This is a genomic window from Stutzerimonas sp. LR2, assembly GCF_055755175.1.
Map to the genome: position 1 here is coordinate 742,000 of NZ_JBVTRR010000001.1, position 26,991 is coordinate 768,990.

Consider the following 26,991-nt stretch of genomic DNA (forward strand, 5'->3'; position numbering starts at 1 on the left):
GACAGACACTGACCATGGCTAAAGTCTTCGCCATTGCCAACCAGAAAGGCGGTGTCGCCAAGACCACCACCTGCATCAATCTGGCCGCTTCGCTGGTCGCCACGCGCCGTCGGGTGCTGCTGATCGACCTCGATCCCCAGGGCAATGCCACCACCGGCAGCGGTGTGGACAAGCTCGGCCTGGAATACTCGATCTACGATGTGCTGATCGGCGAATGCAGCCTGGTTGATGCCATGCAGTTCTCCGAGCATGGCGGCTACCAGCTGCTGCCGGCCAACCGCGACCTGACGGCGGCCGAGGTGGCCCTGCTCAATCTGCCGGCGAAGGAAAAGCGCCTGCGCGAAGCGCTGGCCCCGGTACGCGAGAACTACGACTACATTCTCATCGACTGTCCGCCGTCGCTGTCGATGCTGACCATCAACGCGCTGGCGGCAGCCGATGGCGTGATCATCCCCATGCAGTGCGAGTACTACGCGCTCGAGGGTTTGTCCGATCTGGTCAACTCGATCCAGCGCATCGGTCAGGCACTCAATCCGAGTCTGAAGATCGAAGGTCTGCTGCGCACCATGTACGACCCGCGCAGCAGCCTGACCAACGACGTTTCCGAACAGCTCAAGGCGCATTTCGGCGACAAGCTGTACGACACCGTGATTCCGCGCAACGTACGGCTCGCCGAAGCCCCCAGCCACGGCATGCCGGCGCTGGTCTACGACAAGCAATCCAAGGGTGCCCTGGCCTATCTGGCCCTGGCCGGCGAACTGTCGCGACGCCAGCGCCAGTCGGCTCGTGGCGCTCTCGCATAAGGACTACTCATGGCGACCAAGAAAAGAGGTCTAGGACGGGGACTCGATGCCCTGCTCGGCGGCGCCAGTGTCTCGGCGATGCAGGAAGAGGCCGCCAAGGTCGACACCCGCGAACTGCAACAGTTACCGCTGGAGCTGGTTCAGCGCGGCAAGTATCAGCCCCGTCGCGACATGGATCCGCAGGCGCTGGAAGAACTGGCGCAGTCGATCCGCAATCACGGCGTGATGCAGCCCATCGTCGTGCGTCCGGTCGAGGGCGGCCGCTACGAGATCATCGCCGGCGAGCGACGCTGGCGCGCCAGCCAGCAGGCCGGTCTGGAACGTGTGCCGGCGCTGGTTCGCGAGGTTCCGGACGAAGCCGCCATCGCCATGGCGCTGATCGAGAACATCCAGCGCGAGGATCTCAACCCGATCGAAGAAGCGGTGGCCTTGCAGCGGCTGCAGCAGGAATTCCAGCTCACTCAACAGCAGGTGGCCGATGCCGTCGGCAAGTCGCGGGTCTCGGTGAGCAACCTGCTGCGCCTGATCGCCCTACCCGAGGAAATCAAGACGCTGTTGTCCCATGGCGATCTGGAAATGGGGCACGCCCGCGCCTTGCTTGGTTTGCCGGCTGACCAGCAGGTCGAGGGCGCGCGGCATGTTGTCGCACGTGGGCTGACGGTCCGCCAGACCGAAGCCCTGGTACGCCAGTGGCTGAGCAGCAAGGAAAAGCCGAAGGCCGAGGTCAAGGTCGATCCCGATATCAGCCGTCTGGAACAGCGTCTGGCGGAACGCCTGGGCTCGCCGGTGCAGATCAAGCATGGGCAGAAGGGCAAAGGCCAGCTGGTGATTCGCTACAGTTCCCTGGATGAATTGCAGGGCGTTCTGGCGCACATTCGTTGATACAAAATGTTTGTAGTGCCGGTCGGAAAATACTACCGGAGAGTTGAACCCCGGCTGGCCTGCTCCTATACTCGCCGCGCTTTTTTGACTGCGGACAATTATTTACGCGGCCCGCTGCAGTGATGGAATTCAGGTGAACATACGCAACAAGACACCCTTCCATCGCCTCCCGGCTTTCCGCGTATTGCTGATGCAGGCGATGGTCGTGGTAGTGACCGCTGTGTCATGTGGCCTGGTATTTGGTATGGTCGCCGGCTACTCCGCGCTTTGCGGCGGTCTGATTGCACTGTCGGCGAACGTGTATTTCGCGTACAAGGCCTTTCGTTACTTTGGCGCACGTTCGACCCGGGCAATCATCCAGTCCTTCTGGTCTGGCGAGATGGGTAAACAGATTCTGGCAGCAGCGCTGTTTGCGTTGGTGTTCGTGGGAGTGAAACCGCTGGAACCGATCGCCTTGTTTGCCGGCTATCTGCTGGTGCTGGGTGTTGGAGCAAGCGCGCTCCTGCTGATGAAAAACAATCCGAAGCATTGAGCATTGAGGCGTTTATGGCGAGTACCCCCGCTGAATATATCCAGCATCACCTGCAAAACCTCACCTACGGCAAGCTGCCAGCGGGTTACGAGCGTGCTGATGGCTCCATTCTCGATCAGGCCACCTGGACCATCGCCCAGACCGGCGCCGAAGCGCGCGACATGGGCTTCATGGCCGTCCACCTGGATACCCTCGGCTGGTCGCTGCTGATGGGCGCCATCTTCATCCTGTTGTTCCGCAGCGCTGCCAAGGCCGCCACTGCCGGCGTACCGGGCAAGCTGCAGAATCTGGTCGAAATGTGCGTCGAGTTCGTCGAAGGCGTGGTCAAGGACACCTTCCACGGGCGCAACCCGCTGATCGCTCCGCTGGCACTGACCATCTTCGTCTGGGTGTTCCTGATGAACAGCCTGAAGTGGATTCCAGTGGACTACATTCCGGGCATCGCTCATCTGCTGGGCCTGCCGGCGTTCAAGATCGTCCCGACCGCCGACCCGAATGGTACCTTCGGTCTGTCGCTCGGCGTGTTCATCCTGATCCTGTTCTACAGCTTCAAGGTCAAGGGCTTCGGCGGTTTCACCAAAGAACTGGCGTTCACCCCGTTCAACCACTGGTCGCTGGTGCCGTTCAACCTGTTCCTGGAAATCCTCGGTTTGCTGACCAAGCCGCTCAGCCTCGCGCTGCGTCTGTTCGGCAACATGTACGCCGGTGAGGTGGTGTTCATCCTCATCGCGCTGCTGCCGTTCTACGTGCAGTGGACCCTGAATGTGCCCTGGGCGATCTTCCACATCCTGGTGATCCCGCTTCAGGCGTTCATTTTCATGGTTCTGACCGTGGTGTACCTGAGTTCTGCCCATGAAGACCATGGGCACGCCGAGCTCACGCCGTAACAGCTGAACCGTTACAACCGTTTCGTTTTACCCAAAACCTTAACCCCCCTTAGCTTCAGGAGCTTTACATGGAACTCGTCTACATCGCCGCCTCTATCATGATCGGTCTGGGTGCCCTGGGTACCGGCATCGGCTTCGCCCTGCTGGGTGGCAAACTGCTGGAATCCACTGCTCGTCAGCCCGAGCTGGCTCCTCAGCTGCAAACCAAGACCTTCCTGATGGCCGGTCTGCTCGACGCCGTACCGATGATCGGCGTTGGTATCGCGATGTACCTCATCTTCGTTGTCGCCGGTTAATCACTTTCCGGTTTGAGATGGGGTTCGCCGGGCGAGCCCCGTCGCCGTGGATTGACTCCCGCGTTGAACGAGATAGCACGAGGTAAATCGCTGTGAACATTAACTTGACGCTGTTCGGTCAAACGCTCGCCTTCGCTATCTTCGTCTGGTTCTGTATGAAGCTCGTCTGGCCGCCAATCACGGCAGCCATGGCAGCGCGCCAGAAGAAGATCGCCGAAGGACTGGATGCGGCAGGCCGTGCGCAGCAGGACCTGAAACTGGCTCAGGACAAGGTGTCCCACACCCTCCGCGAGACCAAGGAGCAGGCAGCCCAGATCATCGAGCAGGCGAACAAGCACGCCAACGCGATCATCGAGGAAGCCAAGCAGCAGGCACGTGTGGAAGGCGAGCGACTGGTCGCCGGCGCCCGCGCCGAGATCGAACAGGAAGTGAACCGTGCCAGGGACCAACTGCGCAGCCAGGTAGCGGCTCTTGCCGTCGCCGGTGCAGAGAAGATCCTGGAGTCCCAGGTGGACGCCAAGGTACACAACGAACTGGTCGAAAAACTGGCCTCCCAACTCTAAGCGAGGCAAGCGATGATCAATACCCAGACGCTTGCTCGGCCTTACGCGAAAGCCGCTTTCGAGTTTGCCAGCGCCGCAGGACAGACCGATTCCTGGTCGAAAATGCTGAACCTGGCCGCCGTCGCTGTTGAAGTCCCAGAAGTCGCAGCGTTGCTGAACGATCCCCGTCTGACCAGCGAGAGCAAGGTCCAGGCGCTGGTACGCGTACTTGGTGACGATGCCGACGAAGCGTTCCGCAACTACGTTCAGACCCTTGGCGAAAACGATCGCCTGTCGGTCCTGCCGACCGTATGGGAGCTGTACGAGGACATCAAGGCGCAAGCCGAGAAAACGCTCGAGGCAGAAGTTGAAACCGCCTTCGAGCTCAGCAACGCGCAACTCCAAACTTTGGCTGCCGCCCTGTCGAAGCGGCTAGATCGCACCGTCAACCTCCAGCAGGTCGTGAATCCTGCTCTGATCGGCGGCGTGTTGATTCGCGCCGGTGACGTGGTTGTCGACGGTTCGGTCCGCGGCAAACTGAGCCAGTTGGCCGAATCGTTGAAATCCTGATTTGAGGGTCATGGCATGCAGCAACTGAATCCTTCCGAGATTAGTGAAATCATCAAGCAGCGCATCGAGAAATCGAATGTCGCTGCTCAAGCCCGTAACGAGGGCACCGTCGTCAGCGTTTCTGACGGTATCGTACGCATCTACGGTCTGGCCGACGTCATGTACGGCGAGATGATCGAGTTCCCTGGCGGTATCTTCGGCATGGCACTGAACCTGGAGCAAGACTCCGTAGGTGCCGTGGTTCTGGGTAACTACCTGGGCCTGACCGAAGGCATGAGCGCCAAGTGCACCGGCCGTATCCTCGAAGTTCCTGTTGGTCCGGAACTGCTGGGTCGCGTGGTCGATGCGCTGGGCAACCCGATCGATGGCAAGGGCCCGATCAATGCCCAGGCCACCGACGCGGTCGAGAAAGTCGCGCCTGGCGTGATCTGGCGTAAGTCGGTCGACCAGCCGGTGCAGACCGGTTACAAGTCGGTCGACGCGATGATCCCGGTAGGCCGTGGCCAGCGTGAGCTGATCATCGGTGACCGTCAGATCGGTAAGACCGCCCTGGCTATCGACGCCATCATCAACCAGAAGAACAGCGGCATCCGCTGCGTCTACGTGGCTATCGGTCAGAAGCAGTCGACCATCGCCAACGTAGTGCGCAAGCTGGAAGAGCACGGTGCCCTGCAGAACACCATCGTGGTGGCTGCTTCGGCTTCCGAGTCCGCTGCGCTGCAGTACCTGGCTCCGTACGCCGGCTGCACCATGGGCGAATACTTCCGCGACCGCGGCGAAGACGCACTGATCGTCTATGACGATCTGTCCAAGCAGGCCGTGGCCTACCGCCAGATTTCCCTTCTGCTGCGCCGTCCGCCGGGACGTGAAGCCTACCCGGGCGACGTGTTCTATCTCCACAGCCGTCTGCTGGAGCGCGCTTCTCGCGTTTCCGAAGAGTACGTCGAGAAGTTCACCAACGGTGCTGTGACTGGCAAGACTGGTTCCCTGACCGCTCTGCCGATCATTGAAACCCAGGCTGGCGACGTTTCCGCGTTCGTTCCGACCAACGTGATCTCCATCACCGACGGTCAGATCTTCCTGGAATCGGCCATGTTCAACGCAGGCATCCGTCCGGCCGTCAACGCCGGTATTTCGGTATCCCGCGTGGGTGGTGCGGCGCAGACCAAGATCGTCAAGAAGCTGTCCGGTGGTATCCGTACCGCACTGGCTCAGTACCGTGAACTGGCTGCATTCGCACAGTTCGCTTCCGACCTGGACGAAGCGACCCGCAAGCAGCTGGAGCATGGTCAGCGCGTTACCGAGCTGATGAAGCAGAAGCAGTACGCGCCGATGTCCATCGCCGATATGTCCCTGTCCCTGTATGCCGCCGAGCGTGGCTATTTGGCGGACGTGGAAGTGGCCAAGGTTGGCGCCTTCGAGCAGGCCCTGATCGCCTTCTTCAACCGCGAGTTCGCCGACCTGATGGCGAGGATCAACGTGAAGGGCGACTTCAACGACGAAATCGACGCTGGCCTGAAGGCTGGTATCGAGAAGTTCAAGGCCACGCAGAGCTGGTAAGCCGCAGCGGGAGCCGCAAGGCTCCCGCCTGCTAACCCGATAGGTGTCAAATGGCAGGCGCAAAAGAGATTCGCAGCAAGATTGCGAGCATCAAAAGCACGCAGAAGATCACCAGCGCCATGGAAAAGGTGGCGGTCAGCAAGATGCGCAAGGCACAGATGCGCATGGCTGCCAGCCGCCCTTATGCGGAGCGGATCCGGCAGGTAATCGGCCATCTGGCCTACGCCAACCCGGAATACCGTCACCCGTTCATGGTGGAGCGTCCGGTCAAGCGTGTCGGCTATATCGTCGTGTCTACTGATCGTGGTCTGTGCGGTGGCCTGAACATCAACCTGTTCAAGGTCCTGATCAAGAACATGAAGGAGTGGCACGACCAGAAGGTCGAAGTCGACCTCTGCGTGATCGGCAACAAGGGCGCGAGCTTCTTCCGCAGCTTCGGCGGCAACGTCGTAGCAGCGATCGGCAACCTCGGCGAAGAGCCATCGATCAACGATCTGATCGGCAGCGTCAAGGTCATGCTGGACGGCTTCCACGAGGGCCGTATCGATCGCTTGTACCTGGTATCCAACAAGTTCATCAACACCATGACCCAGAAGCCGACGCTCGATCAGCTGCTGCCCCTGGCTGCAGACGACAGTGCCGAGCCGGTGAAGAAAGGTCAGTGGGACTACCTTTACGAGCCGGACGCCCAGCAGCTGCTGGATGCCCTGCTGGTTCGTTTCATCGAGTCCCAGGTCTATCAGGCCGTGGTTGAGAACGGCGCAGCCGAACAGGCCGCGCGGATGATTGCCATGAAGAACGCAACCGACAACGCCGGTGAGCTGATCAGCGACCTGCAACTGGTCTACAACAAGGCCCGTCAGGCTGCGATCACTCAGGAAATTTCGGAAATCGTCGGCGGCGCTGCCGCGGTTTAAGAACGGTTCAAATATTCAGAGGAACCAAACATGAGTAGCGGACGTATCGTTCAAATCATCGGCGCCGTTATCGACGTGGAATTTCCGCGCGATCTGGTACCGAACGTCTATGACGCACTGAAAGTTCAGGGCGCCGAGACCACCCTGGAAGTCCAGCAGCAGCTGGGCGACGGCATTGTCCGTACCATCGCCATGGGTTCGACCGAAGGCCTCAAGCGTGGCCTGGACGTCGTCAACACCGGCACCGGTATCTCCGTACCGGTCGGCAAGCAGACCCTGGGTCGCATCATGGACGTCCTGGGTAACCCCATCGACGAAGCCGGCCCGATCGGCGAAGAAGAGCGCTGGACCATCCACCGCGCTGCGCCGTCCTATTCCGAACAGGCTGGCGGCAACGAGCTGCTGGAAACCGGCATCAAGGTTATCGACCTGGTCTGCCCGTTCGCCAAGGGCGGTAAGGTCGGTCTGTTCGGTGGTGCCGGTGTAGGCAAGACCGTAAACATGATGGAGCTGATCCGTAACATCGCGATGGAGCACAGCGGTTACTCCGTGTTCGCCGGTGTGGGTGAGCGTACTCGTGAAGGTAACGACTTCTATCACGAGATGAAGGACTCCAACGTTCTGGACAAGGTGGCCCTGGTCTACGGCCAGATGAACGAGCCGCCAGGAAACCGTCTGCGCGTTGCGCTGACCGGTCTGACCATGGCCGAGAAGTTCCGTGACGAAGGTCGTGACGTTCTGCTGTTCGTCGACAACATCTACCGTTACACCCTCGCCGGTACCGAAGTATCCGCCCTGCTGGGCCGTATGCCTTCGGCGGTAGGTTATCAGCCGACGCTGGCCGAAGAGATGGGCGTTCTGCAGGAGCGCATCACCTCCACCAAGAACGGTTCGATCACCTCCGTGCAGGCCGTATACGTTCCCGCGGACGACCTGACCGACCCGAGCCCGGCGACCACCTTCGCCCACCTCGACGCTACCGTCGTACTGTCGCGTGACATCGCTTCCCTGGGTATCTACCCGGCGGTCGATCCGCTCGACTCGACTTCCCGTCAGCTGGATCCGCTGGTCATCGGCCAGGAGCACTACGACACCGCTCGCGGCGTTCAGTACGTGCTGCAGCGCTACAAGGAGCTGAAGGACATCATCGCGATCCTGGGTATGGACGAACTGTCCGAGCAGGACAAGCAGCTGGTATCCCGCGCTCGTAAGATCCAGCGCTTCCTGTCCCAGCCGTTCTTCGTGGCCGAAGTCTTCACCGGTTCGCCGGGCAAGTACGTTCCGCTGAAGGAAACCATCCGTGGTTTCTCCGGCATCCTCAATGGCGACTACGACCATCTGCCGGAACAGGCGTTCTACATGGTCGGCAGCATCGACGAAGCCATCGAGAAGGCCAAGAAACTGTAACTGGCGCGCCCGCTCGCGGGCGCCAATCCAGCCTGGCCGGCCGCTGCTGGTCGGGCTGATTACCGAGGCATGAACATGGCTATGACAGTCCATTGCGACATCGTCAGTGCGGAAGAAGAGCTGTTCTCGGGGCTGGTGGAAATGGTCATCGCCCACGGAAACCTTGGTGACATCGGCGTCCTGCCGGGTCACGCGCCGCTGCTGACCGATCTCAAGCCCGGTCCGGTGCGGGTGATCAAGCAGGGTGGCGAGGAAGAGATCTTCTACATCTCCGGCGGCTTCATCGAAGTGCAGCCGAACATGGTGAAGGTCCTCGCCGATACCGCTACGCGCGCCAAGGACATCGACGAGGCTGCTGCTCAGGCCGCCGTCAAGGCTGCCGAGAAGGCCCTGCACGAGAAGGGCGCGGATTTCGACTACGGTTCCGCGGCCGCACGTCTGGCCGAGGCCGCAGCTCAGCTGCGTACCATCGAGCAGATGCGCAAGAAGTACGGCCGGCACTGATCGGCTAGCGACTTCATCGCGCACGAGTAAAAGGGTAGCCTTGGCTACCCTTTTTCTTTTTCTGTCATTCGTCGGTAAAGACGCCTTGTACCGCTCGCAACGGGCGAAGCGCGGTCGCACCGATCCCGTTCAGGAATCGCTTCATGTCCCTCGATATCGTCATTCTCGCCGCCGGACAGGGCACCCGCATGCGTTCGGCGCTGCCCAAGGTGCTGCATCCGGTCGCCGGCCAATCCATGCTTGGCCACGTCATCGCCACTGCGCGCGCGCTGCAGCCGCGCAGCATCCAGGTAGTGATCGGCCACGGCGCCGAGCAGGTGCGTCAGCGCCTGGCCGGTGATGATCTCAATTTCGTCGTCCAGGCCGAACAGCTGGGCACCGGTCATGCAGTGGCGCAAGCGCTGCCGCACCTCTCGGCCGAGCGCGTGCTGATTCTCTATGGCGATGTGCCGCTGATCGAAGCCGAGACCCTGCAGCGTCTGCTGCAAAAGGTCGGGCCCGAGCAGCTGGCACTGCTGACGGTGACGCTGGACGACCCGACCGGCTACGGCCGGATCGTCCGTGACGGGCGTGGCGAGGTGCAGGCGATCGTCGAGCACAAGGATGCCAGCGCCGACCAGCGCGCCATCCGCGAAGGCAATACCGGCATCCTTGCCGTGCCCGGCAGCCGCATCGGCGAATGGCTGGGGCGTCTGTCGAACAGCAATGCTCAGGGTGAGTACTACCTGACCGACGTGATTGCCATGGCCGTTGCCGATGGCCTGCGGGTGGCTACCGAGCAGCCGGCGGACGCCATGGAAGTGCAGGGCGCCAACGACCGCATCCAGCTCGCCGAGCTGGAACGTCACTACCAGCTGCGTGCCGCGCGCCGCCTGATGGCGCAGGGCGTGACGCTGCGCGACCCGGCGCGCTTCGATCTGCGTGGCGAGGTCAGCGTGGGCCGTGACGTGCTGATCGACGTCAACGTGGTGCTCGAGGGCAGGGTGGTTATCGAGGACGATGTGCAGATCGGCCCTAACTGCGTGATCAAGGACAGTACCCTGCGCCGTGGCGCGGTCGTCAAGGCCAACTCCCATCTCGAGGGGGCCGTGATGGGCGAGGGCGCCGATTGCGGGCCTTTCGCCCGGCTGCGACCCGGCAGTCTGCTGGGCGCCAAGGCGCATGTGGGCAACTTCGTCGAGATGAAGAATGCGAGCCTCGGCGATGGAGCCAAGGCCGGCCACCTGAGTTATCTGGGTGACGCCGAGATCGGCGCGCGGAGCAACATCGGCGCCGGCACCATTACCTGCAATTACGACGGTGCCAACAAGTTCCGCACGGTGATGGGCGAGGACGTCTTCATCGGCTCCAACAGCTCGCTGGTGGCACCGCTGAATCTGGGCGACGGCGCGACTACCGGTGCAGGCTCGACTATCACCGACGACGTGCCGGCGCATACCCTCGCGCTCGGCCGCGGGCGCCAGCGCAATATCGACGGCTGGCAGCGGCCGACCAAGAAGTGAAACAGGGCCGGCCCGGCGAGCCGGCTGTCGGACTCGCCGCCGCCAAGCAAGGGGCTTGCGGCGCCCCGCAGTGGTTCGGCAGAAGGGGAATGGAATGTTCGGTGTGACCGACTACGGCGCCTTCGTGGTGGCTTTCATCATCCTTCTCGCCATTCCCGGGCCGGGCAATCTCGCGCTGATCCTCTCGACCGGCAAGGGTGGCGTTCGCGGCGGGCTGGCCTCCACCTTCGGCATCATCTTCGGCGACCAGGTGTTGATGTGGCTTGCGGTTGCCGGCGTTGCCGCGTTGCTCAAGGCCTATCCGACGGCTTTCCATCTGGTGCAGTGGCTGGGAGCCGCCTACCTGATCTGGCTCGGTGCGCGCATGCTGCTGGCCAAGCCGGGCGCCGCACCGACGCTGACCATCCGGCCGCGCCAGTACCTCTGGCAGACGCTGGTGATCACCCTGTTCAATCCCAAGGCCATCGTCTTCTACATGGCATTCTTCCCGCTGTTCATCGATCCCCAGCGCCATCAGGGGTTGGTCACCTTCGCCTTCATGGCGGTCACCATCATGCTGCTGACCTTTCTTTACGGCTTGCTGGTGGTCCTGCTGACCCATCGTCTCGCCGAGCGCATGCGGGCCAATCCGCGAATCGCGCGCGGGCTGGAGAAGCTCGCCGGGCTGTTCCTGGTCGGCTTCGGCGTAAAGCTCACGCTCAACTGAGCGGACGCACCGCTTTTCGCTTCGGCCGATGCCACGCTTGCAGGCAGCGAATCCTTATGTTTTGATTCGCACCATTATCTTTCGAATCGAAACATAGCAATGTCGAAGCGCAACACACCGCAACGCCGTCATGCCATCCTCGCCCTGCTCAACGAGCGCGGCGAGGTCAGTGTCGACGAGCTGTCGCGGCGCTTCGAAACTTCCGAAGTCACGATCCGCAAGGACCTCGCCGCTCTGGAAAAGAACGGCCTGCTGCTGCGTCGCTACGGCGGTGCGGTGCCACTGCCCCAGGAGCTGATCGGCGACAGCGTGCAGCCCGTCTCGCCCTACAAGCAGGCCATCGCCCGTGCCGCGGTCGGCTGCATCCGCGAGCACGCGCGGATCATCATCGACAGCGGCACCACTACCGCGGCGATGATTCCCCAACTCGGCCACAAGCACGGGCTGGTGGTAATGACCAACTCGCTGAACGTGGTCAATGCCCTGCGCGAACTGGAGCATGAGCCGGTACTGCTGATGACCGGTGGCACCTGGGACCCGCACTCGGAGTCCTTCCAGGGCCAGGTGGCCGAACAGGTACTGCGTTCCTACGACTTCGATCAGCTGTTCATCGGGGCCGACGGCATCGATCTGGAGCGTGGCACCACCACCTTCAACGAGCTGCTAGGGTTATCCCGGGTCATGGCCGATGTCGCGCGGGAGGTCATCGTGCTCGCCGAGGCCGACAAGATCGGCCGGCGCATCCCCAATCTCGAGCTGCCCTGGAGCAGCGTACACACCCTGATTACCGATGAGCGCCTCAGCGACGAGGCGCGCACCAGCATCCTGGCCCGCGGCGTCAAACTGATCTGCGTGGCCGTCGAACCCCATCCGGAGACCTGAGTATGTGTGGCATCGTTGGCGCTGTCGCCGAACGCAACATCACCGCAATTCTTCTCGAAGGCCTCAAGCGCCTGGAATACCGTGGCTATGACAGCGCCGGTGTCGCCGTGCTGAGCGACAGCGGAAGGCTCGAACGGCTGCGTCGCAACGGCAAGGTGGCCGAACTGGAAACGGCTCAGCAGCAGACCCAGCTGGTCGGTCGCCTGGGTATCGCGCACACCCGCTGGGCGACCCACGGCGCGCCCTGCGAGCGCAACGCTCATCCGCATTTCTCCGGTGACGACCTGGCGGTGGTGCACAACGGCATCATCGAGAACCACGAGGCACTGCGCGCCCGGCTGAAGGCGCTGGGGTACGTGTTCCTCTCCGATACCGACACCGAGGTCATCGTCCACCTGTTGCACCACAAGCTCGATGCGCTGGGCGACCTGACCGCCGCGCTGAAGGAAGCGGTCAAGGAACTGCACGGCGCCTATGGCCTGGCAGTGATCAGCGCCAAACAACCGGATCGCCTGCTCGCTGCGCGCAGCGGCAGCCCGCTGGTGATCGGCCTGGGCCTCGGCGAGAACTTCCTCGCCTCCGACCAGCTCGCGTTGCGGCAGGTGACCGACCGTTTCATGTATCTGGAAGAAGGCGATATCGCCGAGATTCGCCGCGACGCCGTGCAGGTCTGGGACGTCAATGGCCAGCCGGTGCAGCGCGAGGCCGTGCAGTATCACGAAGGCGCCGAGGCGGCTGACAAGGGCGAGTATCGCCACTTCATGCTCAAGGAAATCCACGAGCAACCCAAGGTCGTGCAGCGCACCCTGGAAGGCCGTCTGGGCGATCGCCAGGTGCTGGTGGAGGCCTTCGGTCCGCAGGCCGGCGAGCTGTTCGCCAAGGTGCGCAACGTGCAGATCGTTGCCTGCGGCACCAGCTATCACGCCGGCATGGTGGCGCGTTACTGGCTGGAAGAGCTGGCCGGTATCCCTTGCCAGGTGGAGGTCGCCAGCGAGTTCCGCTACCGCAAGGTGGTGGTGCAGCCGGACACGCTGTTCGTCACCATTTCCCAGTCCGGCGAGACGGCCGACACCCTGGCGGCCCTGCGCAATGCCAAGCAGCTGGCCAGTGGAGACGGCGGCTATCTGGCCAGCTTGGCTATCTGCAACGTTGGCATCAGCTCGCTGGTGCGCGAGTCGGACCTGACCCTGCTGACCCAGGCCGGGCCGGAGATCGGCGTCGCCTCGACCAAGGCTTTCACCACTCAGCTGGTCGGGCTGATGCTGCTGACCCTGGCACTGGGGCATGTACGCGGCACGCTGAGCGTGGCGCGCGAAGCGGAGCTGGTCGACGAGCTGCGGCGCCTGCCGACGCGCCTGGGTGAGGCGCTGGCCATGGATGCCACGGTGGAGAAGATCGCCGAGCATTTCGCCGAGAAGCACCACACGCTGTTCCTCGGCCGCGGCGCGCAGTATCCGGTGGCGATGGAAGGCGCGCTCAAGCTCAAGGAGATCTCCTACATACACGCCGAGGCCTATCCGGCCGGTGAGCTCAAGCACGGCCCGCTGGCATTGGTCGACGCCGACATGCCGGTGGTGACCGTGGCGCCGAACAACGAACTGCTGGAGAAGCTCAAGTCCAACCTGCAGGAAGTGCGCGCCCGTGGCGGCGAGCTGATCGTCTTCGCTGATCGCGAGGCGGGTTTCGAAAACGGCGAGGGCATCTTCCTGGTGAACATGCCGCATATCCACGATGCGCTGGCGCCGATTCTCTACACCCTGCCGCTGCAGCTGCTGTCGTACTACGTCGCCGTGCTGCGCGGCACCGACGTCGACCAGCCGCGCAACCTGGCCAAGTCGGTTACCGTGGAGTAAGGCACCAGCAGGCTGCGATAGGTGTGTAGAAAGTAGAAAGGCCCCGCGGGGCCTTTTTGCTTAACCGGGTTCGCAGGCCCGCTCCTGCGTGGCGGCTTCGGCGAACAGGGCGAAGGTGGTCTCTGCCGCCGCCAGCATCGATTCCCAGGCACAACGGGCGGCGTCACGTTCGAGGCGGGCGAGAAAGCCTGGCCAGAGCACGGCGACATCGCCATGTTCGAGGTAGCGGGTCGGAGCCTGCGGATTCGCCTCACGCAGGCGTCGCGCCAGCACCCGGCCGCCCAGACGCGATCCTTCGAGCACATAGGCGATGCCCCAGCAGGCTGCGTTGTCGCTGGGTTTTGCCAGCGGTGCGGGCGAGGGCAACGCACAGCCGAGTTGAGCGAGGTCCTTGCCCAGGGCGTGACGCCGGACCCGCGCGGGCCAGTCGTCCAGCACATCGCCGATGGCAGCCTGCTCGAGGGCTCGTTCTGCGGCGCAGAGCACTCGATAGTGGGCCCGCAGAAAGCGGCAGTAATCGTCCGGGTCGTGCAGATCGAAGCCCGAGAAGGCGCTGTCGACCCGATCGTGCAGCGGCGCCGTAGCCTGCCGCAGGCGTATGCGCAATTCAGCCATCGGCCAGGCTGCCTTCGCGCAGGGCGAGGTGGATCTTGTTGGCCAGTTGTTCCTCGCGAAACGGCTTCTGGATGATCGAATAGCCGTCCAGGCCAAGCTCGCAGAGCTCGGCATAGCCGGTGACGAAAACCACCGGCAGCTGCGGGCGGCGAACGCGCACCGCGCGGGCCAGTTCACCGCCGTTCATCCCCGGCATGGCGAAATCCGCCAGCAGCAGGTCCACCGCCGCTCCGTCGCGGAGCAGCTGCAGCGCATGGTCGCCGCTTTCCGCCTCGGTGACGGCGAAGCCGAGGTTTTCCAGCATCTGCGCCGTCACCTCGCGCACGCTGTGGTCATCGTCCACCAGCAGGATACTGTGCTGGCTATTCTCGTCGTGGCTGCCCGCACTCAGCGCCGTAGCCTGTTCCGGCTGCTCCGGCGCCGCGGTGCGCGGCAAGAACACCTTCACGGTGGTGCCGACCCCCACACGGCTTTCGATGCGCGCGCCGCCACCGGACTGCTTGGCGAAGCCGAACACCTGCGCCAGGCCGAGGCCGGAGCCCTTGCCGACTTCCTTGGTGGTGAAGAAAGGTTCGAACGCCTTGCTCAGCACTTCCTCGCTCATACCGGTACCGGTGTCGGTGACCGAGAGCACCACGTACTCGCCCGGCGCCGGATCTTCAGCCCGCAGCGCCGGCTCGGTGACCACCACGTTGCGCGTACCCAGCGTCAGCCGGCCACCGTCGCCCATGGCATCGCGGGCGTTGATCGCCAGGTTGAGAATGATCATCTCGATCTGGGTCGGGTCGACCAGCGCATGCCAGATGTGCGCCTGGGTATCGGTCTCGATGCTGACGCTGCCGCCGAGCGTGCTCTTCAGCAGGCTGAGCAGGCTGACCAGGGTGTCGTTGAGGTCGATGGCGGTGGGTGCCAGCTGCTGGCGGCGGGCGAAGGCAAGCAGCTGGCCGGTGAGGGTGGCGCCGCGTTCGCCGGATTCGCGGATGTACTGCAATCGGCGCAGGCTGCGTTCAAGTGGTGCACCCTGCTCCAGATCGTTCTTCAGGAAGCTGGCACTGGTGAGAATGACGGTGAGCAGGTTGTTGAAATCGTGGGCGACCCCGGCGGTCAGCTGACCCACCGCTTCCAGGCGCTGCATCTGCTGCAGGGTGGCTTCGACCCGCTCGCGCTCCTGAATCTGCGCACGCAGCTCGCGGTTGGCCTCGGCCAGCTTGTCCACCGCGGCGATTTCGCTGGTGATGTCACGCGCCGCCGAATAGATGCGTCCGCCATCGGCCACGGCCGACCACGACAGCCAGCGGTAGCTGCCGTCGCGGTGGCGCATGCGGTTGACGAAGCGGTTGGTGACCTTGCCGCGGCCGACATTGGCGTTCTCTTCCAGCGTCGCCTGCAGATCGTCGGGATGCACCAGCTGGGTCAAAGGCCGTTGCATCAGTTCGCTGTATGACCAGCCGAGCGCGTTCTCCCAGAACGGATTGAGCGCCACCGGCAGCATGTCCAGCTCGGTGACGGCGAGCAGGTCGCGGGAGAGCTCCCAGGTCCGGTCGCGTTCGCGGGTGCGCTCCTCGACCCGCTCGCCCAGGGTTTCGTTGATCTGTCTAAGACTCTGGGTAGTCAGCTGCTGCTCGGTGATGTCCATGACCACACCGACGAAGCGCGTGCACTGACCGCTCTCGAAGAAGGCCTGGCCGCGGGTCTCCATCCAGCGAATGCTGCCGTCGCCGAACACCACGCGATAACAGGTACAGAACTCGCCGGCATCCTCGCCGGAGATGGCGCGGATCACTTCGTCGTGAATCCGCTCGCGATCCTCGGGGTGCAGGAGTTGCTCGAACAGCCCCATGCTCACCGGCGCCTCCGTATCCAGGCCGAGCATGCTGCGACAGCGTTCGTCCCAGATCAGGGTGCCGCTCTGCGGCTCGTAGTCCCACATGCCCAGCCGCGCGGCATCGATCGCCAGGCGCGCGCGCACTTCCACCTCGCGCAGCGCCTGTTCGGCCTGCAGACGCCGGCGGCGCTCGTTGACCTCGCCCAACGCCCGTTCCACAGCCTTGGGCAGAAAGCCGAGGTTCTGCTTTAGCACGTAGTCGACGGCGCCGGAGCGCATCATGTTTACCGCGTGCTCTTCGCCGAATACGCCGGAAAGGAAAATGAAGGGGGTCTGCGGGGCGAGCCTTCGGGCCTCCTGCAGCGCCTGGCTGCCGGAGAAACCGGGCAGGATGAAATCCGCCAGGATCAGATCGAAGCGGCGTCGCTGTAACGCTTCGACCACCCCGGCGTGGTTGTAGACCAGCTCCGTCTGCAAGGTGTAGCCACTGCGCTCCAGCGCCAGCTGGGCCAGTTCGGCATCATGCCGGCTGTCCTCGATGAACAGGACACTGATGTTCTTTGACGCTGGCATATCCGTCCTGTCGAGGGAGCAGGGATCGTCGAAACGGTCCGCCAGGCAAGGCGGACCGTTTCGTTATGAGTTCTTTTCTTCTTTGTTGCGCGCACGCTTGAGCCGCAGGGAGCCCGGCGGCGGTTCGTTGAGCACGGCCCAGAAGATGCCGAGATCGGAGATTGCGGCGACAAAATCCTTGAATTCGACCGGTTTGACCACGTAAGCGTTCACCCCGAGCTCGTAAGCCTTCATCAGGTCGGGCTCTTCCCTCGAGGAGGTCAGCATGACCACCGGAATACTGCGCAGCTCGGTGGTCTCGCGCACGGTCTTGAGCACTTCCAGTCCGTCGACCTTCGGCAGTTTCAGGTCCAGCAGCAGGACGGCCGGGTTTCCATCGGCGCGGTCGGCGTAGGCGCCGGTGCGCTGCAGATAGCTCAGCGCCTCGGCGCCGTCTCGCATCACCACCACGTCGTTGGCCAGCTGGCTGCGCTCCAGGGCGATCAGCGTCAGTTCCAGGTCGTGGGGGTTGTCCTCCACCAGCAGTATCGGTTTCAGCATCAGTTGTCTCGGTCCAGGAGGGACGATGTGTAAGTCAGTTTAGGCAGTGCGAAATAGAAGGTGGCGCCCTTGTCCAGCTGGCCCTCGGCCCACACGCGGCCATCGTGGCGCTCGACGATGCGCCGCACGCTGGCCAGGCCGATGCCGGTGCCCTCGAACTCTTCCATGCGATGCAGGCGCTGGAATACGCCGAACAGCTTGCCGGCATACTGCATGTCGAAGCCGACACCGTTGTCCCGCACGTAGACCACGACCTCGCCCGAGCGCTGTTCTGCGCCGACCTCGATGACCGCGACGTCGCGGGTCCGGCTGTACTTCACCGCGTTGTCGATGAGGTTGCGTAGCACCATGTGAATGAAGGCGGCATCGGCGACGACGATCGGCATCGGCAGCAGGTGCCATTCGATCTGTCGCCCCTCGCAGTCCGGCGCCAGCTCCTCGCGAATCGAGGCGACCAGCGCACCGAGGTCGACGTCCGACAGGCGCAGGGCGGCGCGGCCCATCTGCGAGAAGCTCAGCAGGTTGTCGACCAGTGTGCCGGCGAAACGTGCGGCGTCGGCGATATTGTCGAGAAAGCGCATGCCGCGCTCGCTGAGCTGGCTGCTTTCCATTTCTCCGAGCAGTTCGGTATAGCCGGCGATATGCCGCAGTGGCGCCCGCAGGTCGTGGGACACGCTGTAGGAGAAGGCCTCCAGCTCCTTGTTGCTGGCACGCAGCTCGCCGGCCAGCTGGGCCATTTCCTCGGCCTTGCGCAGCACGATGCCGAGCACCGCGTTGCGCAACTCCAGCGCGCCTTCGATTTCGACCTGATCCCAGGCATGCGAGTAACCGCGCAGCGTCTCCTGCCAGCGTTCGAAACTGTGGCGGGGGCTGAGCGCACCGCTGATGCGATCGATCTGCTTCTCCGGCTGGCCGGCCCAGTTCACGGTCTTGACCTGCTCGCGGCGGAACCAGATCAGATAATGGGCGTGCAGCCGGGAAATGGAGATGGCCATGACGCCGGCACAATGCTCGGCCAGCGCGGGCAGGTGCGGAATGTCGCGGCTGACGCAGTCGCTCTGGAAGACCAGCTGGTCATGCCGTTGGCCCAGCCAGTGGGCGAGCTGCATGATCAGTTCGCTGTCCGGCGCATCGCCAACGGTCTCGCAGTTGTCAGCGGAAATCACGGCCGCGCCTTCGGCCTTGGCGAAGCCGAGCACCACCTCGGGCGCCTGGCGAAAGCCCTCCACCACGCTGTCGCGGTCGGCCATGGCCGACAGCAGGTGGACGATCTGCTGACGCAGTTGCAGCTTGCGCTGCGCCAGGGTCTCGGTTTCCCTGGCCTCGATCTGCAGGGCAAGGATGCGGCCGAGCAGCTCGCAGGCGGTACGGGTCTGGTAGCTGACCTGCCGTGGCTGGGCATCGTGGCAGGAGATCAATCCCCACAGGCGGTCGCGGATGACGATGGAAATGGACATCGACGCCAGCGTGCCCATGTTGCGCATGTACTGCAGGTGCACCGGAGAGACGCTGCGCAAGGCGGAAAAACTCAGGTCCAGTGGCGTGCCGGAAGTCGGGTTAAGGGTCGGCACCAGGGGCGACGGCTGGTAGTTGGCGTCCTGGATCACGCGAATCAGGTTGTCGCGGTACAGGCGCCGGGCCTGCTGCGGAATGTCCGCCGCCGGGAAGCACAGGCCCAGATAGGACGGGTAGCCGGGGTCGGCGATTTCGGCCAAGACCAGGCCGTTGTCTTCGGCATCGAAACGGTACGCCTTGACGCGCCCGAAGCCGGTGATGCGCTTGACCTCTTCGACCGCATGCTGACACAGCGCTTCGAGTTCGCGGGCTTCCTGCAGGCGGGACACGAAGGTGCGCATCAACGGATACAGCGCCTGGTAGGCCTGGCCAGAGTTGCCGGCGCGCTCGAACTCGAGGATCAGCTGGCCCTGGTGCCGGTGCGCCATCAGCGCCAGGAGCAGGTCGCCCGCGCCCGGCAGGGTGAGCTGTACGTCGCTCAGGTGGAACGGGTTGTGATCGCCATCCTGCAGCGCCGGCAGGCCGGCCTGGATACGCTCAATCGGCAGCAGGGCCGACAGCGGTTGCCCGAGCAGCTGACGCGCCTCGACGTCCAGCCAGTCGCGCACGTTCTCGCTGGCCTGCTGAATGCGCAAGTCGGGCTCGCTGACCACCAGCAGGAAGCCGTGCGGCTGGATGCTGCCCGGAATATGGATGGGCTCATCGGCACATCGGTCGATCGCCTCGAGCAGGTCCTGGGCTTCGGTAGTGCTCATTGTGTGTGTCCTTGTTCTGGTCTCGTCCGGACCGGAGGTGACGGGCAGGCACCAATGCAAGTTGCTACCTAATGTCGGCGACTATGCGGTTGATCGCGCTGAATCAGTGGGAAACGCAAATAGCAGAGCGTATTGCTCGGTCAGGCACTTTAACCCGACAGAACTGGCTCGCCAATCCGGCGGGCTGTATAAACGGAGCCTGGCGCTGGGGCATTACGACAGGAGGTGGAGATGGAAGAGGTCATCGAACAGCTGCGCGAACTCAACGAGCCGGTTCCGGTGCCGCTGGAGCTGCCGGACGACGATCTGCTGGTGGAGATCGAGGAGCAGTTGCTGATCAACCTGCCGTTCGGCCTGCGCGAATTCCTCCTGCAGGTCAGCGATGTCATCTATGGACGCCTGGAGCCGGTCACCGCTACCGACCCGCAGTCGCATACCTATCTGCCGGAAGTCGCCGCCAACGCCTGGGACGCCGGCGTGCCGCGCGATCTCATCCCGATCTGCCAGGATGGACGCGACTATTACGTGGTCGATCTGGACGGGCAGGTCACCCTGTGGGATGGCGACGATGGCGAGCTGACCGAGGAGAGCTGGGAATCGGTCTGGCACTGGGCGCGCGATGTCTGGCTGGAAAGCTGACGGATGTACGACGGCATCCACAGGGTAGCCGGGCGGCGACCTGCTAAGCTGGGCGCCCGCTGGCCACACGGGCGCGCACCATGCTGACGCTGGGTAATCTGTTCCTGTTCATGTTGCTGGCCGCCGCAGGCGCCTGGCTCTGGCATTCCCATGGCATTCGCGAGCGTGCCCTGCAGGCGGTGCGTCGGCATTGCGACAAGCTGGATGTCGAGCTGCTCGATGGCAACGTCGCCTTTCGCAAGCTGACGCTGCTGCCGGATGCCCGCGGCCGCCGCAGGCTCGCGCGGATCTATGGCTTCGAGTTCACCGTCACCGGCGAGCAGCGCCATCCCGGCAGCATCGTCATGTTCGGGGCACAGGTCGGCCGTATCGAGCTGGCGGCTCATCCGTTCCGGCCGGCCGACGAGCCGGGCCGCGTGATCCAGCTCGATGACTGGCGTCGCTCGCGCGACTGAGCGCCTCAATCGGCGATCCGGCAGGCCTGCAGGCCGCGTTCCAGTTCCAGCTGATCCTGCGGTTCGCTGAAGATCAGTTCGAGTCGGGAATCGCGCCGCCACTCGCTGGGGCGAAACGCCAGTGTCTGACCCTCGACGGCATTGGCCGACTGCCAGCCGTTGCCGCCGTGGATCACCAGCTTGGCGCGCTGCCAGGGCCATTGCGCCAGCCATTGCGCGATACGGTCGAGGTCCAGTCGCTGGCTCGGGTGCCAGCGCCAGCCGATGCTCCAGGCGTTTGGCGTCGCCTGTACCTGGCAAATCGCCTTGCTCGTATCGAGCCAGACCTGGTTCAGCGCAGGCGCCCCATTCGGCAGGCTGATCGGTTGCCCGGATTCGCTGGCGCGTGCACCGATGCCTGGCAGTCGATCGATTGGCAGCTGGCCCTGGGTCGTCCAGTACAGCGGGCGCTCCGGTAGCTGGCGGACCAGCGCCTGGCGGCTTGGATCGTCGAGCCCCTCGCTCTTGTTCAGCAGCAACAGGCCGGCATCGGGCAGGGCTTGCCGCTGGCTGTCGGGCAGCGCCTCACCGCGATGCAGCGCGGCGGCATCGAGCACCAGTACGCTGGGCTGCACCGCCAGCACGCGCTGCCAGGGTGGTTGACGCAGCTGGCGCAGCAGTTCGGCTGGATGGCCCAGCCCGGACGGTTCGATCAGCAGGCGATCCGGCCGGGCCTTGCGCAGCAGGCGCGCCAGGCCGACCTGAAAGGGCAGACCGTTGACACAGCACAGGCAGCCGCCCGGAATTTCCGCCATTGTCACGCCGTCCGTGTCAGGACCGAGCAGCGCAGCGTCCAGGCCGATCTGGCCGAATTCGTTGATCAGCACCGCCCAGCGCTCGTCGGCCGGCTTTTGCGTCAGCAGTTGGTGGATCAGGCTGGTCTTGCCGGCGCCCAGCGGGCCGCCGACCAGATGAGTGGGGATCTGTTCGAGCATGGCGGCTATGGTGCGCATTTTGCGACGCCGCTGAAAGAGGCAGCGTCGCCGCGTGCTAAAGTCGGCGCCGTTTTCCGGAGGATGCCGACATGCGATTACCGATCTTGCTGACCCTGCTGTGCAGCGCTGGCGTTGCGCAGCAAGCCATGGCCGAAGCCTGCGTCATCCGCAGCCATGACGATCGGGTGGCGGTAACGCTCTGCCAGGCCAACGGCAACATACCCAACGAGCTGTTTCGCAGCGGCTTCTGCCAGCCGGAGCTGAAAGGCCAGCAGGTCGAGGTGGAGTTCGTCGAGCAATGCCCGGACGGCGCCTTCGGCATCTGCCGCGACGCTCAGGTGTCAAACATGCCGTACCGGCAGGACATTCACTATTACGGCGTGGCCAGCGATGCGCGCTTTCTGCAACCGGCCTGCGAGCAGAACAGTCAGGGCCGTTGGCAGGCGCAATAAGCGCAGCCCAGCAGGCATGGGGGTTTCACGTGGAACCTCGAGTCAGCGTGCCGGCTTCAGCGTGCCGCAATCGTCGGCAATCCAGCGCGCATGGGACTCAATCCGTGAGCTGCCGGTTTCAGTGCCCTGGCGGTATTCGCTGTCCACGGTGCTGACGAACTCCTTGTCGCTGATAAAGCGTGTCTCGCCCTGGCCACGGGCGTCGGGGCATTCGAAACGGAACTTCCAGAGCTTGTCGCCACGCTCGGTGATTTCCTGAGTGCACGCCGGATCGTCCTTGAAGGGCAACTCGTCCGCCTCGACCTGGGCCTTGCTCAGGCAGATCTGCACGCCCTTGCCGCCGAGCTTTACTCCCTGGGCGGCGAGCATCTCTTCCATCATCCGCCGCTGGTCCGCCGGCAGGTTCTGCATCTGCTCCAGCATCGCGTCCATACCGGGCATCTGCTGGCCATCGACCTGGATATCGCCACTGCTGAATTCCCACAGGCCGGGGAGGATCTTCGGTTGCGCATGCGCCGGCAGCAGCGTCAGCGACAGGAGGGAGAGGGCGGCCAGGCGCGGCAGGTAGGTCATGGTTCGAGCTCCGATTCGGTGATGCTTTTCAGCCTAGTCGAGCCTGAACCAGACGGTAGCCTGATCCACCTTCGACGGCTGAATGGCGCCGTGCAGCGGTTACCCGTGGATTTATGTTGTTGAGAAGCGTTAGCATTCACCGCTGCAGCGCTCATGGGAGGCCGCATGGCAACAGAAGGTATGCTTCGGCAGCAGATGCTGCATCGGTTCTACGCTGATCACCACGGCTGGTTGAATGGCTGGCTGCGCCGTCAGCTCGGCTGTAGTCAGCGTGCGGCCGACCTCGCGCAGGACACCTTCGTGCGGGTGCTGAGCAAGGACGACGACATGGCCGCGATCCGCGAACCCCGGGCCTATCTGCACACCATCGCCAAGGGCCTGTTGATCAACCATTGGCGCCGCCGGCAGATTGAGCAGGCCTATCTGGATGCATTGGCACTGCAACCGGAGCCGGTGACACCGTCGCCGGAGTCCCAGGCGCTGATCGTCGAAACCCTGCTGCGGATCGATGCCATGCTGACGCAGCTGCCCACCAGGGTGCGCAGCGCTTTCCTCATGTCGCAGCTGCATGGCATGACCTACGCGGCTATCGCCACCGAACTGGGTGTATCCGAGCGCATGGTGAAGAAGTACATGGCGCAGGCCATGCTGCATTGCCTGATGCTGGTAGCGGAGGACTGATGGGCAGCGACTACCGCGTGTTGCAGCAGGCTGCCGAATGGTTCGCCCTGCTGCAGTCCGGCTCGGTCAGCGCCAGCGAGCGCCGCGCGTGGGCGGCATGGCTGGAGCAGCCGGAACACGCCCAGGCGTGGGCGAAGGTCGAGCGCATCAGCGGCCAGTTCCAGCCGCTGACCAGTGATGCCATCGGCCGAGCCGCCGGGGCCATGCTGCAGCAACGGCAGTCGACCCGGCGGCAGGCGTTGAAGGTGCTCTCGGTGCTCTGCGGTGGCGCAGTCCTGACCGTCGCCGGCGGTGCGCTGCCCTGGCGGCGGTGGGCGGCCGATGAGCGCACCGCCGTCGGTGAGGTTCGTGATCTGCGCCTGGCCGATGGCACCCGGTTATGGCTGAACACCGACTCGGCGCTGGATGTCCGCTTCGACGCGAAGGAGCGGAGGCTGGCGCTGCAGCATGGCGAACTGCTGATCGACGCGCCCGCCAGCCGGCGCGGACGACCGTTGGTGTTGAGCAGTCGCGAGGGGCATGTGCGCAGCGAGCAAGCCGCGCGCTTTTCGCTGCGCCAGGAAGAAGGGCGCACGCGTCTCAGCGTGTTCGCTGGCGTCGTGGACATTCAACTCGAGGGTTTCGGCGTGACCAGCGTGCCTGCCGGCCAGCAGGCTGCGTTCGACCGTCGCCATGTCGGGCCGCTGGCTGCTGCGCGCGCCGAGCACCAGGCTTGGGCGACCGGGGTGCTGCTGGCCGACAACCAGCGTCTCGAGGACTTCCTCGCCGAACTGTCGCGCTATCGCCACGGCTACCTCGGTTGCGATCCACGGATCGCCGATCTGCGTGTGGTCGGGGCGTTCCCGCTGGCCGATACCGACCGTGTACTGCAAGCCCTTGCCGCTACGTTGCCTGTGCGCATCGAGCGGCGCATGGCCTGGTGGGTCAGCCTGGAACCGTTGCCCAAGCAGGCAGGTGTCTGAGCCAACGCTTACGCGAATAAAAAATATTCGCATCTGCAGTTCCCTTTCCGGATTCTCGCCGGGCATAGGACGAAACCCGTCATTCGAACAGGACTTCCCATGCGCTCGACCGCCTTGCCCTTCCTTCCCGACCGTTCCCGTGCCCTGGCGCTGGGTATCCGCGCCGCGCTGCTGTGCCTGCCCCTGAGCATCGCTCCCGGCCTGGCCAACGCCCAGTCGACGACCCAGCAGGCGGTGCGCAGCTACGACATCCCCGCTGGCCCGCTGTCCAGCGCACTGAGCCGCTTCGCCGGCGAGGCCGGGGTGCTGCTATCGGTGGACGGCAGCTTGCTGCAAGGCCTGGAAACGAACGGGCTGCGCGGCCAGTACGGCGTCGACGACGGGTTTGCCGCACTGCTGCAGGGCAGCGGCCTGCAAGCCGTGCGCGACGGCCAGGGCAACTACTCGCTGAGCCGCCGTACGGCACAGAGCGATGCCGTCGAGCTGCAATCGATGACCGTCGAAGGCTTCGCTCTGGGCAATGCGCTGGGTTCGATGGAAGGCTACAACGCGACGCATAGCAGCGTGGCGACCAAGACAAGCATGCCGCTGGTAGAGACCTCGCAAACCGTCTCGGTGGTCACCCGCCAGCAGATCGAGGATCAGGGCTCGCGCTCCATCGCTCAGGCGGTGCGCTACACGCCGGGCCTGATGAGCACGCCCTATGGCGCCACCACCCGCTACGACTATGTCGCCATGCGCGGCATCACCGACGGCTCGGTGGACAACCTTTACCTCGACGGCCAGAAGCTGCTGGGCGACAGCGGCACCTACAGCACTCTGCAGGTCGATCCGTACTTCATCGAGCGCATCGACATTCTCAAGGGACCGTCCTCGGTGCTCTATGGCCGTAGCCTGCCGGGTGGCCTGGTGGCGATGACCAGCAAGAAGCCGCAGAAGGAAGCCAGCCGCCAGCTGCAGTTCTCCTACGGCAGCCACGATTACAAGCAGGCTGCGTTCGACTTCACCGGCCCGCTGGACGACGAGCGCATCGCCTATCGCCTGGTGGGCGTGGCCAAGGATGCCGACAACCAGGTCGATGGCATCGAGGAGCAGCGCTATGCGGTGATGCCCTCGGTGAGCATCGACTTCACCGACGACACCCGCCTGACCCTGCTGGCGATGCTGCAACGCGATCCGGAAAGCGGCTACCACGGTGGGTTGCCGGCCGACGGCACGGTGACGTCGCACAACGGTCAGCGCATCTCGCGCAGCTTCTTCGAGGGTGACAGGGATTACGAGAAGTTCGAGCGCGACCAGCAGATGATCGGCTATCAGCTCGAGCATCGTTTCAACGATGTCGTGTCAGCGCGGCAAAACTTCCAGTACCTGGACTCCACCGTGGACTCGGGGCAGGTGTATCAGTACGGCTATGTGGCCCCGGGTTCCGATGAGCTGGTGCGCTACTACACCGGGGCCGACGAAGCGCTGCACGCCTGGACCATCGACAACCAGCTGCAGTTTCTCTTCGATACCGGCGCACTCAGCCACACCCTGGTCACCGGCCTCGACTACCAGCGGCGCAAGGCGAGGGTCAATTACGACGCGGCCGCCGGTTTGCCATCGATCAATCCCTACACGGGTGCCGTTAGCGCTGGCAGCCCGGTGTTCTATTACCAATACGACGAAACGCGCAAGCTGGAGCAGACCGGCCTCTATGTGCAGGACCTGATCAGCCTCGACAACTGGCGCTTCTCGTTGGGCGTGCGCCAGGACTGGGTGGATGTGTCCTTCGATCACACCAACGATGCAACTTACGGCGATCAGTCCGATAGCGCCAAGCTGGAGCAGTTCACCGGTCGCGTCGGCGTGCTCTATGCCTTCGACAACGGCCTGTCGCCCTACGCCAGCTATTCCGAGTCGTTCAACCCCAATGCCACTGCAGCCTACAACGCCAACGGCAGCGGCGGCTTCGACATCACCTTGCTCGAACCTACCGAGGGTGAGCAGTACGAGGTTGGTCTGAAGTACCAGCCGCTGGGTACCGATGATCTCTACACCATCTCCTATTTCGACCTGAAGCAGTCCAACCTGGCGAACAAGGACTCCAACGAGAACTTCTACCGCGCAGTGGGTGAGCTCACCTCGAAGGGCGTGGAAGTCGAAGCGCGCCTGCGGCCCATCGAGCAGGTCAACCTGATCGCCAGCTACACCTACATGGACGTCGAATACTCCAAGGACTTCACCGGCGCTGCTGGCGTCAACAACCGCGGCAACACGCCGAATGCGGTGGCGCGCAACATGGCTTCGCTGTGGACCGACTACACCTTCGATCAGGGGCCGCTGGCCGGTCTTCAGGTGGGCGGTGGGGCGCGCTACTTCGGCAAGAGCTGGGCGGACGCGGAGAACACCCTGCGCATCCCGTCCTACACCCTGTATGACGCGATGCTCGGCTACGACCTGTCCCGCGTGGGGCTGCAGGGGGTTGGCGTGCGCCTGAACCTGAACAACCTCACCGACGAAAAATACGTCGCTGCGTGCAACAGCCTGAGCCAGTGCTATTACGGCGAGTCGCGCAATGTCATGGCTACCGTGACCTACGACTTCTGA

At 63.8% G+C, this 26,991-nt stretch carries 27 protein-coding genes; 21 read left to right on the forward strand and 6 right to left on the reverse strand.

Annotated features, from left to right (window positions below):
* Positions 1-14: 14 nt before the first annotated feature.
* From ACVRRC_RS03430 to glmS, 15 genes are all read left to right on the forward strand, one after another.
* Entirely contained in the window at positions 15-803 is a 789-nt protein-coding gene (locus ACVRRC_RS03430; RefSeq protein WP_011915199.1) for a ParA family protein, read from the forward strand.
* Positions 804-812: 9 nt separating this feature from the next.
* Positions 813-1,685, forward strand: coding sequence for a ParB/RepB/Spo0J family partition protein (locus ACVRRC_RS03435; protein WP_011915198.1), 873 nt, complete (start codon positions 813-815; stop codon positions 1,683-1,685).
* A 127-nt stretch (positions 1,686-1,812) separates the two neighbouring features.
* Positions 1,813-2,217: a F0F1 ATP synthase subunit I gene (locus ACVRRC_RS03440; RefSeq protein WP_407042694.1), complete on the forward strand. Its 405-nt coding sequence runs from the start codon at positions 1,813-1,815 to the stop codon at positions 2,215-2,217.
* Between the two features lie 14 nt (positions 2,218-2,231).
* A complete protein-coding gene (gene atpB / locus ACVRRC_RS03445; RefSeq protein ID WP_011915196.1) occupies positions 2,232-3,104 on the forward strand; it encodes a F0F1 ATP synthase subunit A in 873 nt (290 codons plus the stop codon).
* Positions 3,105-3,172: 68 nt separating this feature from the next.
* Positions 3,173-3,400 (forward strand): F0F1 ATP synthase subunit C, encoded by a 228-nt coding sequence (gene atpE, locus ACVRRC_RS03450; protein WP_003290909.1) that lies wholly within the window; start codon positions 3,173-3,175, stop codon positions 3,398-3,400.
* Positions 3,401-3,492: 92 nt separating this feature from the next.
* A complete protein-coding gene (locus ACVRRC_RS03455) occupies positions 3,493-3,963 on the forward strand; it encodes a F0F1 ATP synthase subunit B (protein WP_011915195.1) in 471 nt (156 codons plus the stop codon).
* Positions 3,964-3,975: 12 nt separating this feature from the next.
* Complete coding sequence (locus ACVRRC_RS03460) at positions 3,976-4,512, forward strand: F0F1 ATP synthase subunit delta (RefSeq protein WP_011915194.1); 537 nt, start codon at positions 3,976-3,978, stop codon at positions 4,510-4,512.
* Positions 4,513-4,527: 15 nt separating this feature from the next.
* Complete coding sequence (gene atpA, locus ACVRRC_RS03465) at positions 4,528-6,072, forward strand: F0F1 ATP synthase subunit alpha (RefSeq protein WP_011915193.1); 1,545 nt, start codon at positions 4,528-4,530, stop codon at positions 6,070-6,072.
* 50 nt (positions 6,073-6,122) lie between these two features.
* On the forward strand, positions 6,123-6,989 hold the full coding sequence (atpG, locus tag ACVRRC_RS03470; RefSeq protein ID WP_011915192.1) for a F0F1 ATP synthase subunit gamma: 867 nt from the start codon (positions 6,123-6,125) through the stop codon (positions 6,987-6,989).
* Positions 6,990-7,019: 30 nt separating this feature from the next.
* Positions 7,020-8,396, forward strand: a complete 1,377-nt coding sequence (atpD, locus tag ACVRRC_RS03475; protein ID WP_011915191.1) for a F0F1 ATP synthase subunit beta — start codon at positions 7,020-7,022, stop codon at positions 8,394-8,396.
* A gap of 75 nt (positions 8,397-8,471) precedes the next feature.
* The gene (locus tag ACVRRC_RS03480; RefSeq protein ID WP_020308359.1) at positions 8,472-8,900 is read left to right on the forward strand and encodes a F0F1 ATP synthase subunit epsilon; all 429 of its coding nucleotides are present in this window, start codon (positions 8,472-8,474) and stop codon (positions 8,898-8,900) included.
* 143 nt (positions 8,901-9,043) lie between these two features.
* Complete coding sequence (glmU, locus tag ACVRRC_RS03485; protein WP_011915189.1) at positions 9,044-10,402, forward strand: bifunctional UDP-N-acetylglucosamine diphosphorylase/glucosamine-1-phosphate N-acetyltransferase GlmU; 1,359 nt, start codon at positions 9,044-9,046, stop codon at positions 10,400-10,402.
* 94 nt (positions 10,403-10,496) lie between these two features.
* A complete protein-coding gene (locus ACVRRC_RS03490; RefSeq protein WP_106442563.1) occupies positions 10,497-11,108 on the forward strand; it encodes a LysE family transporter in 612 nt (203 codons plus the stop codon).
* 99 nt (positions 11,109-11,207) lie between these two features.
* A complete protein-coding gene (locus tag ACVRRC_RS03495; RefSeq protein ID WP_011915187.1) occupies positions 11,208-11,990 on the forward strand; it encodes a DeoR/GlpR family DNA-binding transcription regulator in 783 nt (260 codons plus the stop codon).
* 2 nt (positions 11,991-11,992) lie between these two features.
* On the forward strand, positions 11,993-13,843 hold the full coding sequence (gene glmS / locus ACVRRC_RS03500) for a glutamine--fructose-6-phosphate transaminase (isomerizing) (RefSeq protein WP_011915186.1): 1,851 nt from the start codon (positions 11,993-11,995) through the stop codon (positions 13,841-13,843).
* A gap of 60 nt (positions 13,844-13,903) precedes the next feature.
* On the opposite strand, the gene ACVRRC_RS03505 is transcribed toward glmS, so the two are convergent.
* From ACVRRC_RS03505 to ACVRRC_RS03520, 4 genes are all read right to left on the reverse strand, one after another.
* Positions 13,904-14,458: a biliverdin-producing heme oxygenase gene (locus ACVRRC_RS03505; protein ID WP_014598140.1), complete on the reverse strand. Its 555-nt coding sequence runs from the start codon at positions 14,456-14,458 to the stop codon at positions 13,904-13,906.
* Positions 14,451-16,856, reverse strand: a complete 2,406-nt coding sequence (locus ACVRRC_RS03510) for a response regulator (protein WP_014598139.1) — start codon at positions 16,854-16,856, stop codon at positions 14,451-14,453. Before ACVRRC_RS03510 ends, ACVRRC_RS03505 begins: the two co-directional genes overlap by 8 nt.
* Before the next feature lie 63 nt (positions 16,857-16,919).
* On the reverse strand, positions 16,920-17,396 hold the full coding sequence (locus ACVRRC_RS03515; protein WP_013984520.1) for a response regulator: 477 nt from the start codon (positions 17,394-17,396) through the stop codon (positions 16,920-16,922).
* On the reverse strand, positions 17,396-19,666 hold the full coding sequence (locus ACVRRC_RS03520) for an ATP-binding protein (RefSeq protein ID WP_472996629.1): 2,271 nt from the start codon (positions 19,664-19,666) through the stop codon (positions 17,396-17,398). Before ACVRRC_RS03520 ends, ACVRRC_RS03515 begins: the two co-directional genes overlap by 1 nt.
* Before the next feature lie 231 nt (positions 19,667-19,897).
* On the opposite strand from ACVRRC_RS03520, the gene ACVRRC_RS03525 reads away from it, so the two are divergent.
* Both ACVRRC_RS03525 and ACVRRC_RS03530 read left to right on the forward strand, forming a co-directional pair.
* Complete coding sequence (locus ACVRRC_RS03525) at positions 19,898-20,305, forward strand: SMI1/KNR4 family protein (protein ID WP_003291809.1); 408 nt, start codon at positions 19,898-19,900, stop codon at positions 20,303-20,305.
* Positions 20,306-20,385: 80 nt separating this feature from the next.
* Positions 20,386-20,760 carry a DUF3301 domain-containing protein gene (locus ACVRRC_RS03530; protein WP_011915181.1) on the forward strand — a complete coding sequence of 125 codons (375 nt, stop codon included), beginning with the start codon at positions 20,386-20,388 and terminating at the stop codon, positions 20,758-20,760.
* A gap of 5 nt (positions 20,761-20,765) precedes the next feature.
* Here ACVRRC_RS03530 and ACVRRC_RS03535 read toward each other — a convergent pair whose 3' ends face one another.
* Complete coding sequence (locus ACVRRC_RS03535; protein WP_472996759.1) at positions 20,766-21,734, reverse strand: CobW family GTP-binding protein; 969 nt, start codon at positions 21,732-21,734, stop codon at positions 20,766-20,768.
* Between the two features lie 89 nt (positions 21,735-21,823).
* On the opposite strand from ACVRRC_RS03535, the gene ACVRRC_RS03540 reads away from it, so the two are divergent.
* The gene (locus tag ACVRRC_RS03540; protein ID WP_014598135.1) at positions 21,824-22,186 is read left to right on the forward strand and encodes a hypothetical protein; all 363 of its coding nucleotides are present in this window, start codon (positions 21,824-21,826) and stop codon (positions 22,184-22,186) included.
* 42 nt (positions 22,187-22,228) lie between these two features.
* On the opposite strand, the gene ACVRRC_RS03545 is transcribed toward ACVRRC_RS03540, so the two are convergent.
* Complete coding sequence (locus ACVRRC_RS03545; protein ID WP_014598134.1) at positions 22,229-22,759, reverse strand: DUF3617 domain-containing protein; 531 nt, start codon at positions 22,757-22,759, stop codon at positions 22,229-22,231.
* Between the two features lie 165 nt (positions 22,760-22,924).
* On the opposite strand from ACVRRC_RS03545, the gene ACVRRC_RS03550 reads away from it, so the two are divergent.
* The 3 genes from ACVRRC_RS03550 (at position 22,925) to ACVRRC_RS03560 (ending at position 26,991) form a co-directional block, all read left to right on the forward strand.
* The gene (locus ACVRRC_RS03550) at positions 22,925-23,440 is read left to right on the forward strand and encodes a sigma-70 family RNA polymerase sigma factor (protein WP_472996630.1); all 516 of its coding nucleotides are present in this window, start codon (positions 22,925-22,927) and stop codon (positions 23,438-23,440) included.
* Complete coding sequence (locus tag ACVRRC_RS03555; RefSeq protein WP_045633648.1) at positions 23,440-24,402, forward strand: FecR domain-containing protein; 963 nt, start codon at positions 23,440-23,442, stop codon at positions 24,400-24,402. The genes ACVRRC_RS03550 and ACVRRC_RS03555 overlap by 1 nt, the downstream gene beginning before the upstream one ends.
* 99 nt (positions 24,403-24,501) lie before the next feature.
* Positions 24,502-26,991 carry a TonB-dependent siderophore receptor gene (locus tag ACVRRC_RS03560; RefSeq protein ID WP_472996631.1) on the forward strand — a complete coding sequence of 830 codons (2,490 nt, stop codon included), beginning with the start codon at positions 24,502-24,504 and terminating at the stop codon, positions 26,989-26,991.

What these genes read in the sequence shown, in the direction of transcription:
- ACVRRC_RS03550 (WP_472996630.1), top strand. Translation starts at nt 22,925, where the DNA reads ATGGCAACAGAAGGTATGCTTCGGCAGCAGATGCTGCATCGGTTCTAC.
- ACVRRC_RS03560 (WP_472996631.1), top strand. Translation starts at nt 24,502, where the DNA reads ATGCGCTCGACCGCCTTGCCCTTCCTTCCCGACCGTTCCCGTGCCCTG.
- atpE (WP_003290909.1), top strand. Translation starts at nt 3,173, where the DNA reads ATGGAACTCGTCTACATCGCCGCCTCTATCATGATCGGTCTGGGTGCC.
- ACVRRC_RS03545 (WP_014598134.1), bottom strand. Translation starts at nt 22,759, where the DNA reads ATGACCTACCTGCCGCGCCTGGCCGCCCTCTCCCTCCTGTCGCTGACG.
- ACVRRC_RS03430 (WP_011915199.1), top strand. Translation starts at nt 15, where the DNA reads ATGGCTAAAGTCTTCGCCATTGCCAACCAGAAAGGCGGTGTCGCCAAG.
- ACVRRC_RS03520 (WP_472996629.1), bottom strand. Translation starts at nt 19,666, where the DNA reads ATGAGCACTACCGAAGCCCAGGACCTGCTCGAGGCGATCGACCGATGT.
- ACVRRC_RS03435 (WP_011915198.1), top strand. Translation starts at nt 813, where the DNA reads ATGGCGACCAAGAAAAGAGGTCTAGGACGGGGACTCGATGCCCTGCTC.
- ACVRRC_RS03555 (WP_045633648.1), top strand. Translation starts at nt 23,440, where the DNA reads ATGGGCAGCGACTACCGCGTGTTGCAGCAGGCTGCCGAATGGTTCGCC.
- ACVRRC_RS03535 (WP_472996759.1), bottom strand. Translation starts at nt 21,734, where the DNA reads ATGCTCGAACAGATCCCCACTCATCTGGTCGGCGGCCCGCTGGGCGCC.
- ACVRRC_RS03530 (WP_011915181.1), top strand. Translation starts at nt 20,386, where the DNA reads ATGCTGACGCTGGGTAATCTGTTCCTGTTCATGTTGCTGGCCGCCGCA.
- atpD (WP_011915191.1), top strand. Translation starts at nt 7,020, where the DNA reads ATGAGTAGCGGACGTATCGTTCAAATCATCGGCGCCGTTATCGACGTG.
- ACVRRC_RS03495 (WP_011915187.1), top strand. Translation starts at nt 11,208, where the DNA reads ATGTCGAAGCGCAACACACCGCAACGCCGTCATGCCATCCTCGCCCTG.
- ACVRRC_RS03460 (WP_011915194.1), top strand. Translation starts at nt 3,976, where the DNA reads ATGATCAATACCCAGACGCTTGCTCGGCCTTACGCGAAAGCCGCTTTC.
- atpA (WP_011915193.1), top strand. Translation starts at nt 4,528, where the DNA reads ATGCAGCAACTGAATCCTTCCGAGATTAGTGAAATCATCAAGCAGCGC.
- atpG (WP_011915192.1), top strand. Translation starts at nt 6,123, where the DNA reads ATGGCAGGCGCAAAAGAGATTCGCAGCAAGATTGCGAGCATCAAAAGC.
- ACVRRC_RS03505 (WP_014598140.1), bottom strand. Translation starts at nt 14,458, where the DNA reads ATGGCTGAATTGCGCATACGCCTGCGGCAGGCTACGGCGCCGCTGCAC.
- ACVRRC_RS03510 (WP_014598139.1), bottom strand. Translation starts at nt 16,856, where the DNA reads ATGCCAGCGTCAAAGAACATCAGTGTCCTGTTCATCGAGGACAGCCGG.
- atpB (WP_011915196.1), top strand. Translation starts at nt 2,232, where the DNA reads ATGGCGAGTACCCCCGCTGAATATATCCAGCATCACCTGCAAAACCTC.
- ACVRRC_RS03480 (WP_020308359.1), top strand. Translation starts at nt 8,472, where the DNA reads ATGGCTATGACAGTCCATTGCGACATCGTCAGTGCGGAAGAAGAGCTG.
- ACVRRC_RS03490 (WP_106442563.1), top strand. Translation starts at nt 10,497, where the DNA reads ATGTTCGGTGTGACCGACTACGGCGCCTTCGTGGTGGCTTTCATCATC.
- ACVRRC_RS03515 (WP_013984520.1), bottom strand. Translation starts at nt 17,396, where the DNA reads ATGCTGAAACCGATACTGCTGGTGGAGGACAACCCCCACGACCTGGAA.
- glmS (WP_011915186.1), top strand. Translation starts at nt 11,993, where the DNA reads ATGTGTGGCATCGTTGGCGCTGTCGCCGAACGCAACATCACCGCAATT.
- ACVRRC_RS03525 (WP_003291809.1), top strand. Translation starts at nt 19,898, where the DNA reads ATGGAAGAGGTCATCGAACAGCTGCGCGAACTCAACGAGCCGGTTCCG.
- glmU (WP_011915189.1), top strand. Translation starts at nt 9,044, where the DNA reads ATGTCCCTCGATATCGTCATTCTCGCCGCCGGACAGGGCACCCGCATG.
- ACVRRC_RS03540 (WP_014598135.1), top strand. Translation starts at nt 21,824, where the DNA reads ATGCGATTACCGATCTTGCTGACCCTGCTGTGCAGCGCTGGCGTTGCG.